Source organism: Burkholderia sp. PAMC 26561 (genome assembly GCF_001557535.2).
Classification (GTDB): Bacteria; Pseudomonadota; Gammaproteobacteria; order Burkholderiales; family Burkholderiaceae; genus Caballeronia.
This window is the reverse complement of the sequence record NZ_CP014306.1, coordinates 1113167-1129002: the sequence shown is the minus strand read 5'-3', so window position 1 is coordinate 1129002 and position 15836 is coordinate 1113167. Positions and strand designations below refer to the sequence as shown.

Below are 15836 nucleotides of genomic sequence, written 5' to 3'. Positions count from 1 at the left end.
CCATTGGCTGATCAGGGCGGGGAAAGGGGGGTAATTCGGGCGATGACGTGCTGCAAGTGATACTTGCGCTGCCGATTAAATGTAACTACAATTAATCGAATGGACATCACATTTGACGCCGCCAAGAGCGCCAGCAACATGGAAAAGCATGGGGTTGGGCTAGATCAGGCAAGACAATTCGAGTGGTCGGACGTGATGTTTTATGTCGACACCCGCAGAGACTATAAAGAGTTGCGAGAAGTCGGGTTCGGGGTGATCAGCGAACGACTTTATTGCGTGGTCTTCACGCAGCGCGGCGACGCAATGCACATCATCAGCATGCGTAAGGCGAACAAGCGAGAGGTGAAAAGCTATGTCGAACAAACCTAAGATCATCATGCCGACCGACGAGGAAGACGCAGCGATCAATCGTGGTATCGCCGCCGATCCGGATACCTATGAAGTTCCTGGGGAGGACTTCAAGAAAATGAAGCGCCTGGGTGCGCGCGGCCGGCCACGTGCCGAGACACCCAAGGTTCAGTTGACTGTTCGCTACGATGCGGACATCGTGGACAAGTTCAAGGCGACCGGCGACGGTTGGCAAACACGCATGAATGATGCGCTGCGCGACTGGTTGCAGACCCATCGCCTGGCTTGATCGCTCTTGAGATTGCGCCAGGCTTTTTAAAGCCCCTTTTAAAGCCCCAGTACCCCCGGCACCCGCCCATCCGGCCCATAAAACGCTGACTTCACCGGCGCAATGGTCAGCGCCGCCAGCGCCGTCCGGTTGTACTCCATGCGAGTACGGATCAGCACGCCGTTATTGTTATTGCTGCGCTTCGCCCGCCCGGCCACGTCCAGCAACTCCTGCCAGCGGGCAATCAAGGCTTCATCGCCAATAACGGCTTGTTCCATGCCCGCAAACCCCGCGGCCAGGCCCAGCGCGCCGAGCTGCTCATCGCGCCGGCGTTCGAGCACGGCGATCTGCCCGGTCAACGCAACCTTTTGTTCGATGATCGAAGGCAGCGTCTCAAGCGGCGATGCAGCCGTGAGCGCCCTCTCTTCGTAGGCAAGCAGCGATTCAAACGCCTCTACAGCGGCGATTTCTTCCGTAACAGTGGCAAGCAAAGCGTCTTTCATGGGCGACTCGCTAAAAACTCCGGCCCGCGCCAAATGGCGGTGCCAAGGTCAATAAAGCCGCCCGGCGCTGCGTCGCCGCCTGTAAAGCGACGTCGTGCTCAGCCGCCGGTCGGCGGGGATTGCGTCTTCAACAACTCGCTCGCGCTGGACAAGATGCCGTCGGCGATCTTGCTCGAATCGGCCTTGTAGCTGCCGTCCGCGATCGATGCCTTGATCGCCGCGACTTTCGCCGTGTCGATGTCGGCGCTGCTCGACGTACGCAAATCCGTCGACAAAGCCGACAAGCTCACCGTGGAATTCGAGCCGCCCGTGACGCTGGTGGTGGCCTGAGGTCCGTTGGTGGTGCCCGGCGTTTGCGATTCGGCTTGCGCCGCACGTTGTTGCGCAGCTTCCTGCAATGCTGCGATCTGGCTGGTGTTGCTGGAATCGATTTTCACGATGGTCTTCCCTGACGATGTGATCCTTTTATCGGCGAAGCGGTGTAAAAACTTAACCCCTTGCGCCTGCCGGACCACCCGCTGCCGGGTTACATCGGCTGGAACGCCTTATCCCACAAGGCTTCCAGCTAATTGAAACAAAGTGCAACAAGTGAGGGTTACCCCACATAAGCCGCTCAAGCCCGGCTTCTACAACTGGACTTCGACGGTCGAACTGTCCTTCACGATCCCCGTAATGATCTGTCCCCCAGCCGTTTTCACACGAACTTGCTGGCCAGGCGCGGCGTTGTTCATGGCGCTGCCTTCCGCGGATATCGAAAACCCGGCGCCGCTCGTCACCACATGCACCGACGATCCAATTGCGATTGAACTGGCGCCGCGCAGCATGTCGGTGCGCAGCGGCAAGCCGGCGACGATCCGCGACAAGGTCACCGCGCCGATGGCCTGCGACGGATCGGTGACGATGGCTTGCGGCATCGACGTAATGTCGCCATCGCGGGCGGTCAGGTCGGCGGCGCTCAGCACTTCGCCGGGCACCATGGCGCGGGCGGCCAGATAGTAAGTTGCCTGCAGCGAGACCCGCGCTTGCAGATAAAGCGTCCACGGCCGCTCGCCCGTGCAGCGCACGCCAACTGTGGTGCGGCCCCAGAGTCGCGCGCCTGGCGGCATGAATGGTTCGAGCGTGGAGCAGGGCGCGAGGCCCCGCGGGAACACGGGCGTCACGGTGATATCGGCTTTGCCGGGTAATCCGGCGGCTTCCTGCTGCAGGAACGCAAGCGCGGCGGCACGGATGGAGTCGCCATCCTGCGAGGGCTGCGCGCCTTGAGGCGTTGCGGCGGCGGGTGCGAGCGGGGCGCGGATGGGCGCGGCCGGACGCATCGATACAGCCATCATCCCGCCCGTAACCGGCACGGCAGGCGCGGCGGCAATCGGCCGTGCCTGAAAACCGCGCGTGGCGATACGGTTCGGCACCACGGCGTCCTGCTTCGCGGCATCGTCGGCCTGTACGATCACCGGCGTCACATCTCTCGCCGATACCGCCACCTTCTGGATCGGCCGGGGCGCCGCCGCACTATTACTAATAGCAGCGTGCGCGGACGGTTCGCCGTTGCCGGGAATCTCGATCATGCCGCTGGCTGGCAGGCCTTGCGGCGCGCTTGGGGACGTGCTTTGGGACGTGCTCTGGCTCGGCGTCATCGCCAGTCTGGGTTGCGCGGGTTTTGCCTCGCCATTCCCCGGGATCACGATCATGCCGCTCGAATCGCCCGCAGAGGAAGACGCATCGGCGGCGTCGGCGCGGGCATCGAGGGCGAGCGCTGCGGCGCGCATGGCGGCGTTGGCGCCGTTCACAGCGCGGGCGTAACCACGCGGGCTCGGTGTTCCCATCGGTTGCGCGACGGGCTGTTGCTGCGCGCCCGGCGCCGCAGTCACATTCATGCCGGCGTTCTTTGCCATCGCGACGACCGCAGCCGGATTTGTCTCGCCCGGGCCCGAGATCATGATGGCGCCGCCATTTTGCTGTGCGTGAGCGGGCATCGCGGCAAACGCCAGCGCCAACCCGCACGCAACGGCGTTCAGCCGCCACGCGGTATCGCTCGTCGAGCCGTCCGTCTGCGGGCGGCGCGTGGCCGTCTGACGGTCGGGCGCAGCGAAGCTGTGCATTGCGTTTCTCCCAGGCAAATCCAGATAAATCCGATCGATATCAACCCGATATCAACCTACGAGACGAATTCTAGATATTGGCGGCGAAAGGCAACCGTCGAATAGAGGCCGCCTTTCCCTGCTATTCGTCTGATTGCATCTTGCGTCCCGCTCCTAAGATTCGTCTCATGCCAAAAAGTCTTCGATGCCATGCAGCGCAGAGACCGAAGACCCGGAAAGCCGAAGGAGAACCGTGATGCTTGACAAGCTCGACCAGGAATTTGCGTTTGGCCGCGAAGCGCTCGATGTACGGGCGTATCGGCAGGAACTGCTGTCGTCGAATATTGCGAACGCCGATACCCCCGGCTACAAGGCGCGCGACGTCGATTTCTCCAGCGCCCTCGCCGGCGCGCTGAAAAAGACGGGTGACGCGTCGGGTACGTCGGCATCAGGAAGCGCGACGTTGCGCATGGCGCAGCCCGTGAGCGTGTCGACGAGTGCGGGGTTGGCGGTGACATCGCCGGGACATATGGCGGGTTCGTCGACGCTGACGTCAAGCGGCGGCAGCACCGACGACTACGGCAAGCTCGCCTACCGGATTCCGAGCCAGCCGTCGCTGGACGGGAACACGGTCGACATGGACTCCGAGCGCGTGCAATTCGCCGATAACGCCCTGCACTTCGAAGCCGGCATGACGGTGATCTCGTCGCAGATCAAGGGAATGATCTCGGCCATTACGTCTAACTAGGCGTTAGAAAACCCCACGAGGACAGGCCATGCCTTCTTTAATGAACATTTTCAACGTAGCCGGTTCGGCCATGTCAGCTCAGGCGCAGCGCCTGAACGTGACGGCGTCGAACCTGGCGAACGCGGACAGCACGACCGGCCCGGACGGCCAGCCGTACAAGGCGAAGCAGGTCGTGTTCGCGGTCGACCCGCTCGGCGGCGCGCGCACGGCCTCCGGCCAGCAAGTGGGCGGCGTCCAGGTCACGGGCGTGATCGATGATCCGACGCCCATGAAAACCAGCTACGACCCGACCAATCCTGCGGCCAACCCGGACGGCTACGTGACCATGCCGAACGTCGATCCGGTGCAGGAAATGGTCAACATGATCTCGGCGTCACGTTCTTATCAGGCGAACGTTGAAACGCTTAATACCGCCAAGCAGCTAATGCTTAAAACCCTGACGATCGGAACCTGAGGACAACCCCGTGACTACCAACACCACGATCGGCAACAACGGGACGACCGTGTCCCAGACGCTGCTGGACACCATGAACGGCTCGTCGAGCACGTCATCGACAAGCTCGACGAGTTCGACGAGCTCGACCGGCGGCACGTCGCCGTCCGACCTGCAGAACACCTTTCTGACGCTGCTCGTCACGCAGTTGAAGAACCAGGACCCGACGAACCCGACCGACAGCTCGCAGATGACATCGCAACTCGCGCAGATCAGCACGGTGTCGGGCATCGGCCAGTTGAATACGTCGCTGACGTCGCTGGCTGGGCAGTTGTCGGCGGGGCAGTCGACGCAAGCCGCGTTGCTGATCGGCTCGACGGTGCTGGCCCCTGGCAGCAGCGTCACGGTGGCAAGCGGCAAGTCGACGGCCTTCGGCGTGCAGACGGCGAATGCGCTCGACGACCTCACCGTCAACGTCAAGAACTCGTCCGGCCAGATCGTCAATACGCTCGACCTCGGCGCGCAGCCGGCGGGCGTGGTGCCGCTCTCGAGCTGGACGCCGGTCGACAAGAACGGCGCAACGCTGCCCGACGGCACGTACACCATCTCGGCGACGGGCACGATCAGCGGCAAGGCGGCGACCGCCACGGTGCTGTCGGCGTCACAGGTTCAAAGCGTGGTGCAACAAGCCGATGGAACCGCCGGACTCCGGCTCGCGAACGGCACGACGGTCGGCCTGACCAGCGTTGCCTCGATCCTCTAATCAAATTCAAAAGCGGAGACCGTCATGGGTTACCAACAAGGTTTATCGGGTTTGTCGGGCGCGTCGAGCGACCTGGATGTGATCGGCAACAACATCGCCAACGCGAACACGGTTGGCTTCAAGCAAAGCCAGGCGCAATTCGCCGATATGTATGCGAACTCCGTCGCGACCGCGGTGAACAACCAGGTGGGTATTGGTACGAAACTGGCTGAAGTGCAGCAGCAGTTCGGCCAGGGCACGATCACGTCGACCAACCAGGCGCTCGATGTCGCCATCAACGGCAACGGCTTTTTCCAGATGTCGAACAACGGCTCGTCGGTGTATTCGCGCAACGGTGTGTTCCATCTGAACGCGGACGGCACCATCGGCAACTCGGCGGGCCTGTTGCTGATGGGTTATGCGGCGAACAGCTCGGGCGTCGTGAACAGCGCGGCGACGGTGCCGCTGACGGTATCGACGGCCAACATTCCGCCGGTCGCGACCAAGAACGTCAAGTTCGGATTCAACCTGAATTCGCAATCGGCCAACATCTCGAGCACGACGACCCCGTTCGACCCGACGGATTCGAGCACCTACAGCGCAACCAGCTCGATCAACGTCAACGATTCGCTCGGCGGCACGCATCAGGTGGCCGTGTATTTCGTCAAGAACGATACCGGCTCATGGACTGCGTACGGCACGACCGGCACGCCCCCGGCAGCCGTGGGACCCGGCACCGACGGCAAGCTCGGCACGGTCACCTTCGATGCATCCGGCAACATGACCGGCACGAGCAAGTTCAACTTCACGATCCCCGACGGCGCTGTCTCCGGCGGCACGCAAGCGCTGACGATGGACTTCAGCGGCACGACGCAATACGGCGCCACGAGCGGCGTCACGGCCAGTTCGCAGGACGGCGCGGCATCGGCGAGCCTGACGGGTTTCACGGTCGGCACGGACGGCACGCTCACCGGCAATTACTCGAACGGCAACACGCAGGCGCTCGGTCAGATCGCGCTCGCCAACTTTGCCAACCAGAACGGCCTGCAGGATCTCGGCGGCAACGTGTACGCGCAAACGGGCGCATCGGGCGCGGCGCAGATCTCGGTGCCGGGCGCGACCAACCACGGCACGCTGCAGGGCGGCGCGGTGGAGAACTCGAACGTGGACCTGACGAGCGAGCTCGTGAACCTGATCACGGCGCAGCGCAACTATCAGGCGAACGCGCAGACCATCAAGACGCAGCAGACGGTCGATCAGACGCTGATCAACCTGTAAGCACCACTAGCGCCACAAGCAGCATACAAGCGAGAGAGAGCCAATCCATGGACCGTCTGATCTACACCGCGATGACCGGCGCCGCCCAGTCGCTCGAACAACAGAGCACGGTGGCGAACAACCTCGCCAACGCATCGACGACGGGCTTCAAGGCGCAGCTCTCCGCGTTCCGTCAGGTGCCGATGAGCTTCGAAGGCAGCGCGAACGGCGATCCGAGTTCGCGTACTTTCGTGCTGGCGTCCACGCCGACCGCCGACTACACGCCGGGTCCGATCCAGCAAACCGGCAATCCGCTCGATGTCGCCATTCAGGGCCCGGGCTGGCTGTCGGTCCAGGCCGCGGACGGCACGGAAGCCTACACGCGCGCGGGCAACCTGCATGTGGACGCGAACGGCCAGATCGTGACGGCGAACAACCTGCCGGTGATCGGCACGGGCGGTCCGATCTCGGTGCCGCCGGGCGCTGAAGTCACCATCGGCAAGGACGGCACGGTAAGCGCCATCGGGCCGGGCGATCGCGCGACGGCTATTGCCGCCGTCGATCAGTTGAAGCTCGTCAATCCGGATTCGTCGACCTTGGCGCGTGGCGACGATGGCTTGTTCCACACCGCCGACGGCAATCCCGCCGACGCCGATCCGGCCGTGACGGTCGCACCGGCATCGCTTGAAGGCAGCAACGTGAATGCGGTTTCCGCGATGGTGGACATGATCACCAACGCGCGCCAGTTCCAGATGCAAACCAAGATGCTCGATTCCGCGAACCAGATGGACCAGTCGGCTAACAAGCTACTCGATTTCAGCTGATCCGCCGCTTATCGTTTTTCATATTGCTTAGCTTGTTTAGCCCAAAGGCCAATAAAACATGAACCGCTCTCTTTACATCGCTGCAACCGGCATGAACGCGCAGCAGTCGCAGATGGACGTGATCTCGAACAACCTCGCCAACGTCAGCACGAACGGCTTCAAGGGTTCGCGCGCGGTGTTCGAAGACTTGCTGTACCAGACCGTTCGCCAGCCAGGCGCGAATTCGACGCAAACCACGGAACTCGCATCGGGCAGCCAGTTGGGCACCGGCGTGCAACAGGTGGCAACGGAACGCCTCTACACGCAGGGCGCCCTGTCGCAGACGGGCAACTCGAAGGACGTGGCCATCAACGGCAACGGCTTCTTCCAGGTGACCATGCCCGACGGCACCACGGCATACACGCGCGATGGTTCGTTCCAGGCGAGCCCGACGGGCCAACTGGTGACATCGAGCGGATATCCGGTCACGCCGGCCATCACCTTGCCGACGAACTACACGAGCCTGACGATCGGTTCAGACGGCACGGTCACAGTCACGCAACAAGGCAGCACGGCGAACACCACGGTCGGGCAATTGCAGATCGCTACATTTGCGAACCCCGCCGGCCTCGACGCGAAGGGCGAGAACCTGCTCTCCGAAACCAACGGCTCGGGTGTTCCGAACGTCACGACGCCGGGACTGAACGGCAGCGGCACGTTGCAACAGGGCTACGTGGAAGCATCGAATGTGAACGTGGTGCAGGAGCTGGTGAACATGATCCAGACGCAGCGCGCCTATGAGATCAACAGCAAGGCCGTGACCACGTCGGACCAGATGCTGCAGACGCTTAGCTCGATGCAGGTTTAACAGGTTCAAGCGGCTTCACGGCTGCTACGTATTTCCGAAGGATCACGAAGATGTCGCTCATTTCTTTATCGTTTCGCCGTATTCCGACCGTCGTGCTGGCAGGTTTTCTCGCCGCCACGCTGGGCGCGTGCGGCCTCGTGCCAAAAGAACCGATCACCCAGCAGCCGATGACGGCGCGCCCGCCCTTGCCGCCCGTGAACGCGCAGTCGCCGGGCGCGATCTACAACGCGGGCTACGCGGGACGGCCGCTGTTCGAAGACCAGCGGCCGCGCAATACGGGTGACATCGTGACCATCGTGATCGCGGAAAACGTCAACGCAACGAAGTCGTCAGCGGCGAACGCGGCGCGCGGCAGCGCCGCGGCGTTTGCAGTGCCGACAACGCCGGGAATTTTCGGCGGCCTCTTCAACAACACCAACCTTTCGGCAAGCGGTTCGCAGAAGTTCAACGGCTCCGGCGGTGCAAGCGCGGCCAACACGTTCAATGGCACGCTGACCGTGACCGTCACTGGCGTATTGCCAAACGGCAACCTGCTCGTGAGCGGCGAAAAACAGATGCTCATCAACCAAGGGAACGAATTCGTACGCTTCTCCGGCGTGGTCAATCCCACGACCATCTCCGGCGCCAACACGGTCTATTCGACGCAAGTTGCCGACGCGAAGATCGAGTATTCGGCGAAGGGTTATATCGATGAATCGCAGAACATGGGCTGGCTCCAGCGGTTCTTCCTCAACGTGGCACCCTTCTGATCATGACACTCGCTCTCCGTTTTTGCTTTGGCGCACTCGCTCTGGCTTTGGCCGCGGTGCTGCCGCAGGCGGCGCAAGCCGAACGCCTGAAGGACCTGGTCTCGTTTCAGGGCGTGCGTGACAACCAGTTGATTGGCTACGGCCTCGTAGTCGGCCTGGATGGCACCGGCGACCAGACATCGCAAACGCCGTTCACCACGCAAAGCCTGACCAACATGCTGGGCAACCTCGGCATCACGTTGAACGCCGCGACCACCCAGAACATGCAGTTGAAGAACGTCGCCGCCGTGATGGTCACCGCCGTTTTGCCGCCGTTCGCGCGGCCGGGCGAGGCGATCGATGTCACGGTGTCATCGCTGGGAAATGCGAAGAGCTTGCGCGGCGGCACGCTGCTGATGTCGCCGCTCAAAGGCGCCGACGGCCAGGTCTACGCCATGGCGCAAGGCAACGTGGTAATCGGCGGCGCCGGCGCGAGCGCGAACGGCAGCAAGGTCCAGGTGAACTCGCTGGGCGCGGGCCGGATTTCGGGCGGCGCGCTGGTCGAACGCGCGGTGCCGAGCAACTTCACCCAACCCGGCGGCACGATGCAGATGGAATTGCGCGACATGGACTTCGACAACGCGCAGAAGATCGTGGCGGCCGTGAACAATCAGTTCGGCATGGGCACGGCAGTCGCACTGGACGGCCGCACGATCCAGCTTCGCGCCCCGACCGATCCGACGAGCCAGGTGTCGTTCATGGCGCAGCTCGAGAATATCGATGTGCGTCCGTCGCAGGCCGCCGCCAAGGTGATCCTGAACGCGCGCACGGGTTCCATCGTGATGAACCAGATGGTGACGTTGCAGAACTGTGCCGTCGCACACGGCAATCTGTCCGTGGTGATCAACACGCAAACGGCTGTCAGCCAGCCGGGCGCATTCTCGAACGGCCAGACGGTGGCCGCGCGGCAATCGAATATCCAGTTGAAGCAGGACACGGGCGCGCTCAAGACTGTCGCGGCGAGCGCGACGCTCGCCGACGTGGTCAAGGCGCTCAACGCGCTGGGCGCGACGCCGGCGGATCTGATCTCGATCCTCCAGTCGATGAAAGCAGCAGGCGCCTTGCGCGCCGACCTGGAAATCATATAAGGACAAGCGCACATGAACGCGAACGGGACGGCAAACAGCACGCTGGCATCACTGGGTGGCTCGGACACGAGCAGCGGCCTGAGTTCTTTATCGAACCGGTTTGCGCTCGATGTGCAAGGTTTCGACGCCATGCGCGCCCAGGCCAACGCCTCGCCGCAGGCGGGTTTGAAGGCGGCGGCCAAGCAATTCGACACGGTCTTCACGCAGATGATGCTGAAGAGCATGCGCGAGGCGACGCCGTCCGACAGCCCGTTCGATTCCCACGACACCGCCACCTTCACGTCCATGCTCGACCAGCAAATGGCGCAGAACATGGGATCGAAGGGCATCGGCGTGGCGGACATGATGCTCAAGCAACTGATGCGCAACGCGGGCGCGGGAACGCCCTCGAGCCTTGACCCGACCGGCGCGGGCGCTAGTGGCGACAGCAGCGCGAACGCCGGCAACATCGCCGCAATGAACGCCATGGCGAAGGCTTATGCGAACACGGCGGCATCGGGTGCATCGAAGGATGCGCTGCAAGGCAAGGGCTACAGCGCCAACAGCGCGCTCGAACCGGCCGCACGCGGTGTGGGAACGGACAAGGTGGCGGGGTTCGTCGACCGGCTGGCCGCACCTGCGCAGGCCGCGAGCGCCGCGACGGGCATTCCGGCACGCTTCATCATTGGACAGGCGGCGCTGGAGTCGGGCTGGGGCAAGCGCGAAATCAAGAATGCCGATGGCAGCACCAGCCACAACGTGTTCGGGATCAAGGCGACGAGCGACTGGACCGGCAAGACCACGAACGCCGTGACGACCGAATACGTGAACGGCAAGCCGCAGAAAGTGGTGGAGAAGTTCCGTGCGTACGACTCCTACGAGGACGCGCTCACCGACTACGCCAGCGTGCTCAAGAGCAACCCGCGCTACGCGCCGGTGGTCGAAGCATCGCGCGATGCCGCCGGCTTCGCGCACGGCATGCAGAAAGCCGGATACGCGACCGATCCGCAATACGCGAAGAAACTGATTTCGATAATGAAACACATTGCGTGAAGAAGCGTGCACTGGCGCGCGTTTTGCTGCAATTTGTCGGGTAGGCGAAACGTATTACGAGTAATGTGTCATAAGCGACGGGGCCAATGTCGCAATAGAAGACGAAGCCGGCCGGTGAGCCATTCCCGCATTCTGCAGCGCGCGGGATGGGCCGCCGGCCGAGCCGCATAGAAAATGGGGCTGAGAGCGGGTTTGTTTCTTTTCGTGCGCTTTGGACGTTTTCGGTTGCGAAATCGAGGTTAATCAGGGGTAAAACGGGATTTTTAGGTATTTTTTGCTGTCAGCCCTAAATAAACCTGCCCTATTGCCGCTAAATGGAACACCGAAGTGCCGGATCTACACGGTCTGGTTGGACGCGCACCGGCCTTGATACTCGAGGCGGCGCGAGCAAACGAACACGGCAAGCCCATGAACATGAATGAGTCGAACGGTTCCGACATCGCTGACGACGAGTCCGACCATCCCGATTTTGGCAGGCGTAATCCGCTGGAAATCGGTGTTTCCCTGCGCAACCTCGTCAATCGGGGCGATTTCCTCACTGTCGATCACGGCAAGGGGCAGATCGTGACCCGCCTGCTCGACGTGAATCCCGCTGCCCGGACGTTCGTCTTCGACTGGGGCGCGGTTGCCGATGAAAACGCCGCCGTCCTCTCGACCGAGAACCTGATGTTCAGCGCGAGCCCGGATGGCGTTCGCGTCGAATTCGCGACGGGTACGCCGCGTGAAATCGTTTTCGAAGGACGTCCGGCGTTCGAAGCCGACTTCCCGCCCGTCCTGTTTTATATGCAGCGACGCGAGTATTTCCGTGTGGAAGCGCCCGTGCTCGACCCGTATATCTGCAGCGGCATTTTGCCGAGCGGCGAGCGTTTTCGCTTTGAAGTCAACGACCTCTCGCTTGGCGGTGTTGCGCTTCGGACCATGGACGAACGCGTTGCGGCGCTGGAAGTCGGCGTGATCCTGAAAGACGTGGAGCTTCATTTCAGCAATCCGGGCAAGGTCGTGCTCGACGTGCAACTGATGTCGAACCGCCAGATCGTGAACGCGAAAGGCGACCGGCGTTATACGCTGGGCTTCAAGTTCATGAGTTTGCCGGGATCGGCGGAGAACACGTTGCAGCGGTTGATCACGCAACTCGAAATGAAGCGGCGGTCGCTCGCGCGCTGAGTTTCAGCGGTGATGATTGTCAAAGGAGCCCGCGGTTTTATCGCGGGCTTTTTTATCGGCGCGCCGGGTGTTCCGGCCACGTCACCCCATTGCGTCCGTTCGTTCCCGTAACGTGCGCGTTCCGGCCGGGTTCATTCGATGAATTAGGCCCCGATTGCCCCGCTGCTTCACGGATTGCCTCGAGCTCCTCGGGTGAATAATCCGGACAAGGCGCAGTGGGCACGCGGCAGTGGCGGGAATTAACAGAAACGCCGAGAAACGCCGCGCGTCCGCTCAACTTTTTTCCATTTCGGCCGATATACATCAGTGTCGCCATTCGGCGGGCCGGCCGTCATGCCCCTACCAGGATTCCTTGCATGTCCAGCAACCTATTCGATATTGGCGTGAGTGGTCTTAACGCAGCCCAGTGGGGACTGACGACGACCGGCCAGAACATCAGCAACGCTTCCACGCCAGGCTATACGCTCGAGCGCCCCGTGTACCAGGAGTCATCCGGGCAGTACACGGCGTCGGGCTATGCCGGACAAGGCGTGACGACGGCCACAGTCTCGCGCTCATACAGCGATTTCCTCACGAAGCAGCTCAACAGCTCGCAGTCGAGCAGCAGCTCGCTGAACACGTACTACTCGATGCTCTCGCAACTGAACAACCTCGTCGGCGATCCGACGACGGGTATCGGCGCGGGCATCACCAGCTATTTCACCGGCTTGCAGTCGGTCGCGAACAGCCCGGGAACGACGGCCACGCGGCAAACGCTGATGAGCAGCGCGCAATCGCTCTCCGACCAGATGAACGCCGCGGCCACGACCTACAACCAGCTTCGCGACGGCGTCAACCAGTCGCTGCAGAGCGCGGTATCGCAGGTCAACACCTACGCCAAGCAGATCGCCGATCTCAACGTGCAGATCGCCAGCGCGAGTTCGGCCGGGCAGCCGCCAAACCAGTTGCTCGACCAGCGCGATCTCGCGGTATCGAACCTGAGCCAGTTGGTCAGCGTCCAGGTCACCACGAACAACAGCGGCTACAACGTATCGTTTGGAAATGGCCAGCCGCTGGTCGCCGGCAGCAGTTCGTACGCATTGACGACGGCAACGTCGCCCTCGGACCCGAGCGAACTGTCGATTGCATACGCCTCTTCCGACGGTTCCACGCAGACGGCCAAACAGACTCAGTATTTGCCGGATTCGATGTTCAGCGGCGGCGGCACGATCGGCGGCTTGCTCGACTTTCGCAGCCAGTCGCTCGATCCGGCGCAGGCCAATCTCGGCGCGATTGCGACCAGCTTCGCCACGCAGTTGAACAACCAGAACGAACTGGGCGTCGATCTGAACGGCAACGCCGGCGGCGCGTTGTTCTCGACCGGCAGCCCGACCGTCTATGCAAACGCGCGCAACAGCGGCAACGCGACGCTTGATGTGTCCATCGCCGATGGCACGCAACCACCGACCAGCGACTACTCGCTCGGCTTCGATGGCTCGAAGTACACGCTCACCGACCGCTCGTCGGGCGCAGTCGTCGGTCAGTTGACCGCTTCGTCCACGGGCGCGGTGAGCGGCACCATCGCCGGGATGAACATATCGATTGCAAGCGGATCGATGACGAAAGGTGATTCGTTCACGATCCAGCCCACGCGCGGTTCCCTCGCTAACTTCTCGCTCAGCAACTCGAACCCGTCGGCGATTGCCGCGGCTTCGCCGGCGGTGTCATCGGCGGCGACAGGCAATACGGGCACGGGCAAGATCTCGGCGGCGAGCGTGACGGCCGGGTACTCGATTCCCAGCAGCATCACGCTGACGTACGACGCCACGGCCAAGACCATGACGTCGAACGTAGAGATCACGCTGCCGGACAACACGAAAGTTCCGGCCGGCACCGCATTCGCCTACGACCCCACGAAAGGCCTCACCGTATCCAACGGTGCAGGAGTAAGCGCGACCCTCAACGGTACGCCGTCCACGGGCGACAGCTTCACGATCGCGGCAAACACAGGCGGCACGAGCGACGGCAGCAATGCCCTCGCGATGGCCAACATCGGCACCGCCAAGTCGATGAACGGCGGCACCGACACCCTGACCAGTTCCTACGCGAACTTCGTCAACCAGATCGGCAACCAGACGAACGCGCTGAAGTCATCGAGCACGTCGGCGACCGCGGTGCTGAACCAGGCGACATCGGCGCAGCAATCTGTGTCCGGCGTGAACCTGAACGAGGAAGCCGCCAATCTGATCCAGTACCAGCAGCTTTATCAGGCTAACAGCAAGGTCATCCAGACGGCTTCCTCGTTGTTCCAGACACTGCTCGGCATCTTCAACTGAGGTTTTCACGATGCGTATTTCCAGCTCGCAGTACTTCACGATGAACGTTCAGACGATGAGCGACCAGCAGGCATCGCTCGCGGCGCAGTACGCGCAGATTTCGTCGGGAAAGAGAATCCAGACCGCATCGGACGATCCGCTCGGCGCCGCGCAGGCCGTGCAGTTAAGCAGCCAGTCCGCCACGCTCTCGCAGTACAGCACCAACCAGTCTGCCGCGCTGACTTCGTTGCAGCAGGAAGATTCGACGCTGACGAGCATCGGCAACGTGATGCAGAGCGTGCAGACGCTCGTGAATCGTGCGGGCAACGCATCATTCAACGATACCGACCGCGCGTCGATGGCGACCCAGTTGCAGGGTTACCGCGACAACCTGATGACGCTCAGCAATTCCACCGACGCCAACGGCAACTACATCTTCTCGGGCTTCAAGGGCACGACGCAGCCGTTCACCGACAACGCATCGGGCACGGGCGCGACCTACGCCGGCGACAACGGCCAGCGCCAGGTGCAGATTTCCGATAACCGCTCGATCAACGTCGCCGATAACGGCGCGACCGTGTTCCAGAGCGTGTCGCCAAACGAGAGCTTGCCGGTTTCATCGTCGGCGGCGGGCAATACGGGTTCCGGCACCATCGGAGCGGTCAATGTGAGCGACCGGGGCAACCCTGGCAATGCATCGACCTATACGATTTCGTTCGCGACCAGCGGCACGGGTTCCACGGCCACCACGACCTACACGGTCAAGGACCAGAACGGCGCCACGATCACGCCCGCGACACCATATGTGGCGCAGCAGGACATTGCTTTGGGCGGCGGGCAGAAAGTGGCCATCGACGGCGCGCCGGCCAACGGCGATTCGTTCACGGTCGCGCCCGCAAACACCGGCAAAGCCTCCGACACCGATATCTTCTCGACGCTCGATTCGCTGATCAGCGCCTTGAAGCAGCCGACCTCGGGCAACCCGGCTGCGCAGGCGACGTTGCAAAACGCGCTGACCACGGGCGGCACGAAGGTCAACAACATGTACAACAACGTGCTGACGACGCAGGCATCCGTTGGCGGCCGCGAGCAGGAAGTGACCGCAACGCAGACGGCGATGCAGACGACATCGACGCAAACCGCCAGCTCGCTTCAGGACCTGACCAGCATCAATCTCGTCAGCTCGATCAGCCAGTACGAGTTGACGCAGAACGCGTTGCAGGGCGCGCAGCAGGCGTTTGCCAGCATTCAAAAGATGTCGCTGTTCCAGTACATCAGCAGTTGATGGGGAGTAGAAATTCGGGGAATGATGTGGGTAGTTAGGAAGTGTTTCGGGCCACCTTTTTTGGGTGGCCCTTTTTGTTTGCGGGTGGTGTGCGGTGATTACGACGGCTATTCACCGCAAAATATGCGGTGAATAGC

17 protein-coding genes are annotated in these 15836 nt (G+C 62.2%); 14 read left to right on the top strand and 3 right to left on the bottom strand.

The features are described 5' to 3' along the window. Window positions 1–99 precede the first annotated feature (99 nt). Complete coding sequence (locus AXG89_RS05410; RefSeq protein WP_062000645.1) at window positions 100–369, top strand: BrnT family toxin; 270 nt, start codon at window positions 100–102, stop codon at window positions 367–369. Then, entirely contained in the window at window positions 353–637 is a 285-nt protein-coding gene (locus AXG89_RS05405) for a BrnA antitoxin family protein (RefSeq protein ID WP_062168374.1), read from the top strand. The genes AXG89_RS05410 and AXG89_RS05405 overlap by 17 nt, the downstream gene beginning before the upstream one ends. Window positions 638–675: 38 nt before the next feature. Here AXG89_RS05405 and AXG89_RS05400 read toward each other — a convergent pair whose 3' ends face one another. The 3 genes from AXG89_RS05400 to flgA all read right to left on the bottom strand — a co-directional run bounded on the left by AXG89_RS05400 (window position 676) and on the right by flgA (window position 3218). Then, entirely contained in the window at window positions 676–1119 is a 444-nt protein-coding gene (locus AXG89_RS05400; RefSeq protein WP_062000643.1) for a flagella synthesis protein FlgN, read from the bottom strand. 98 nt (window positions 1120–1217) lie between these two features. After that, window positions 1218–1556 (bottom strand): flagellar biosynthesis anti-sigma factor FlgM, encoded by a 339-nt coding sequence (gene flgM / locus AXG89_RS05395; protein ID WP_062000642.1) that lies wholly within the window; start codon window positions 1554–1556, stop codon window positions 1218–1220. Between the two features lie 189 nt (window positions 1557–1745). Next, entirely contained in the window at window positions 1746–3218 is a 1473-nt protein-coding gene (gene flgA, locus AXG89_RS05390; RefSeq protein ID WP_062168372.1) for a flagellar basal body P-ring formation chaperone FlgA, read from the bottom strand. A 235-nt stretch (window positions 3219–3453) separates the two neighbouring features. Here flgA and flgB point away from each other — a divergent pair, with 235 nt between their 5' ends. The 12 genes from flgB (at window position 3454) to flgL (ending at window position 15699) form a co-directional block, all read left to right on the top strand. After that, complete coding sequence (flgB, locus tag AXG89_RS05385) at window positions 3454–3945, top strand: flagellar basal body rod protein FlgB (RefSeq protein ID WP_062001023.1); 492 nt, start codon at window positions 3454–3456, stop codon at window positions 3943–3945. Between the two features lie 28 nt (window positions 3946–3973). Next, on the top strand, window positions 3974–4399 hold the full coding sequence (gene flgC, locus AXG89_RS05380) for a flagellar basal body rod protein FlgC (protein WP_056356433.1): 426 nt from the start codon (window positions 3974–3976) through the stop codon (window positions 4397–4399). Window positions 4400–4409: 10 nt separating this feature from the next. Then, on the top strand, window positions 4410–5141 hold the full coding sequence (locus AXG89_RS05375; RefSeq protein WP_062168370.1) for a flagellar hook assembly protein FlgD: 732 nt from the start codon (window positions 4410–4412) through the stop codon (window positions 5139–5141). Window positions 5142–5165: 24 nt separating this feature from the next. After that, entirely contained in the window at window positions 5166–6398 is a 1233-nt protein-coding gene (gene flgE / locus AXG89_RS05370) for a flagellar hook protein FlgE (protein WP_062000639.1), read from the top strand. 47 nt (window positions 6399–6445) lie between these two features. Then, window positions 6446–7201 carry a flagellar basal-body rod protein FlgF gene (gene flgF / locus AXG89_RS05365; protein WP_062168368.1) on the top strand — a complete coding sequence of 252 codons (756 nt, stop codon included), beginning with the start codon at window positions 6446–6448 and terminating at the stop codon, window positions 7199–7201. A 58-nt stretch (window positions 7202–7259) separates the two neighbouring features. Beyond that, window positions 7260–8048 carry a flagellar basal-body rod protein FlgG gene (flgG, locus tag AXG89_RS05360; RefSeq protein WP_062000637.1) on the top strand — a complete coding sequence of 263 codons (789 nt, stop codon included), beginning with the start codon at window positions 7260–7262 and terminating at the stop codon, window positions 8046–8048. 50 nt (window positions 8049–8098) lie between these two features. Beyond that, window positions 8099–8797 (top strand): flagellar basal body L-ring protein FlgH, encoded by a 699-nt coding sequence (locus tag AXG89_RS05355; protein ID WP_062000636.1) that lies wholly within the window; start codon window positions 8099–8101, stop codon window positions 8795–8797. 2 nt (window positions 8798–8799) lie between these two features. Then, the gene (locus AXG89_RS05350; RefSeq protein ID WP_062168366.1) at window positions 8800–9924 is read left to right on the top strand and encodes a flagellar basal body P-ring protein FlgI; all 1125 of its coding nucleotides are present in this window, start codon (window positions 8800–8802) and stop codon (window positions 9922–9924) included. 12 nt (window positions 9925–9936) lie between these two features. Then, entirely contained in the window at window positions 9937–10956 is a 1020-nt protein-coding gene (flgJ, locus tag AXG89_RS05345; RefSeq protein ID WP_062168364.1) for a flagellar assembly peptidoglycan hydrolase FlgJ, read from the top strand. Between the two features lie 408 nt (window positions 10957–11364). After that, entirely contained in the window at window positions 11365–12120 is a 756-nt protein-coding gene (locus tag AXG89_RS05340; RefSeq protein WP_062170296.1) for a flagellar brake protein, read from the top strand. Between the two features lie 356 nt (window positions 12121–12476). Further along, window positions 12477–14435 (top strand): flagellar hook-associated protein FlgK, encoded by a 1959-nt coding sequence (gene flgK, locus AXG89_RS05335; protein ID WP_062168362.1) that lies wholly within the window; start codon window positions 12477–12479, stop codon window positions 14433–14435. A 10-nt stretch (window positions 14436–14445) separates the two neighbouring features. After that, on the top strand, window positions 14446–15699 hold the full coding sequence (gene flgL / locus AXG89_RS05330) for a flagellar hook-associated protein FlgL (protein WP_062168360.1): 1254 nt from the start codon (window positions 14446–14448) through the stop codon (window positions 15697–15699). Window positions 15700–15836 lie beyond the last annotated feature (137 nt).

Excerpts from the sequence above, each read along its gene's own strand:
- AXG89_RS05410 (WP_062000645.1), top strand. The coding sequence starts at position 100 with ATGGACATCACATTTGACGCCGCCAAGAGCGCCAGCAACATGGAAAAG.
- AXG89_RS05405 (WP_062168374.1), top strand. The coding sequence starts at position 353 with ATGTCGAACAAACCTAAGATCATCATGCCGACCGACGAGGAAGACGCA.
- AXG89_RS05400 (WP_062000643.1), bottom strand. The coding sequence starts at position 1,119 with ATGAAAGACGCTTTGCTTGCCACTGTTACGGAAGAAATCGCCGCTGTA.
- flgA (WP_062168372.1), bottom strand. The coding sequence starts at position 3,218 with ATGCACAGCTTCGCTGCGCCCGACCGTCAGACGGCCACGCGCCGCCCG.
- flgB (WP_062001023.1), top strand. The coding sequence starts at position 3,454 with ATGCTTGACAAGCTCGACCAGGAATTTGCGTTTGGCCGCGAAGCGCTC.
- flgC (WP_056356433.1), top strand. The coding sequence starts at position 3,974 with ATGCCTTCTTTAATGAACATTTTCAACGTAGCCGGTTCGGCCATGTCA.
- flgE (WP_062000639.1), top strand. The coding sequence starts at position 5,166 with ATGGGTTACCAACAAGGTTTATCGGGTTTGTCGGGCGCGTCGAGCGAC.
- flgF (WP_062168368.1), top strand. The coding sequence starts at position 6,446 with ATGGACCGTCTGATCTACACCGCGATGACCGGCGCCGCCCAGTCGCTC.
- flgG (WP_062000637.1), top strand. The coding sequence starts at position 7,260 with ATGAACCGCTCTCTTTACATCGCTGCAACCGGCATGAACGCGCAGCAG.
- AXG89_RS05355 (WP_062000636.1), top strand. The coding sequence starts at position 8,099 with ATGTCGCTCATTTCTTTATCGTTTCGCCGTATTCCGACCGTCGTGCTG.
- AXG89_RS05350 (WP_062168366.1), top strand. The coding sequence starts at position 8,800 with ATGACACTCGCTCTCCGTTTTTGCTTTGGCGCACTCGCTCTGGCTTTG.
- flgJ (WP_062168364.1), top strand. The coding sequence starts at position 9,937 with ATGAACGCGAACGGGACGGCAAACAGCACGCTGGCATCACTGGGTGGC.
- AXG89_RS05340 (WP_062170296.1), top strand. The coding sequence starts at position 11,365 with ATGAACATGAATGAGTCGAACGGTTCCGACATCGCTGACGACGAGTCC.
- flgK (WP_062168362.1), top strand. The coding sequence starts at position 12,477 with ATGTCCAGCAACCTATTCGATATTGGCGTGAGTGGTCTTAACGCAGCC.
- flgL (WP_062168360.1), top strand. The coding sequence starts at position 14,446 with ATGCGTATTTCCAGCTCGCAGTACTTCACGATGAACGTTCAGACGATG.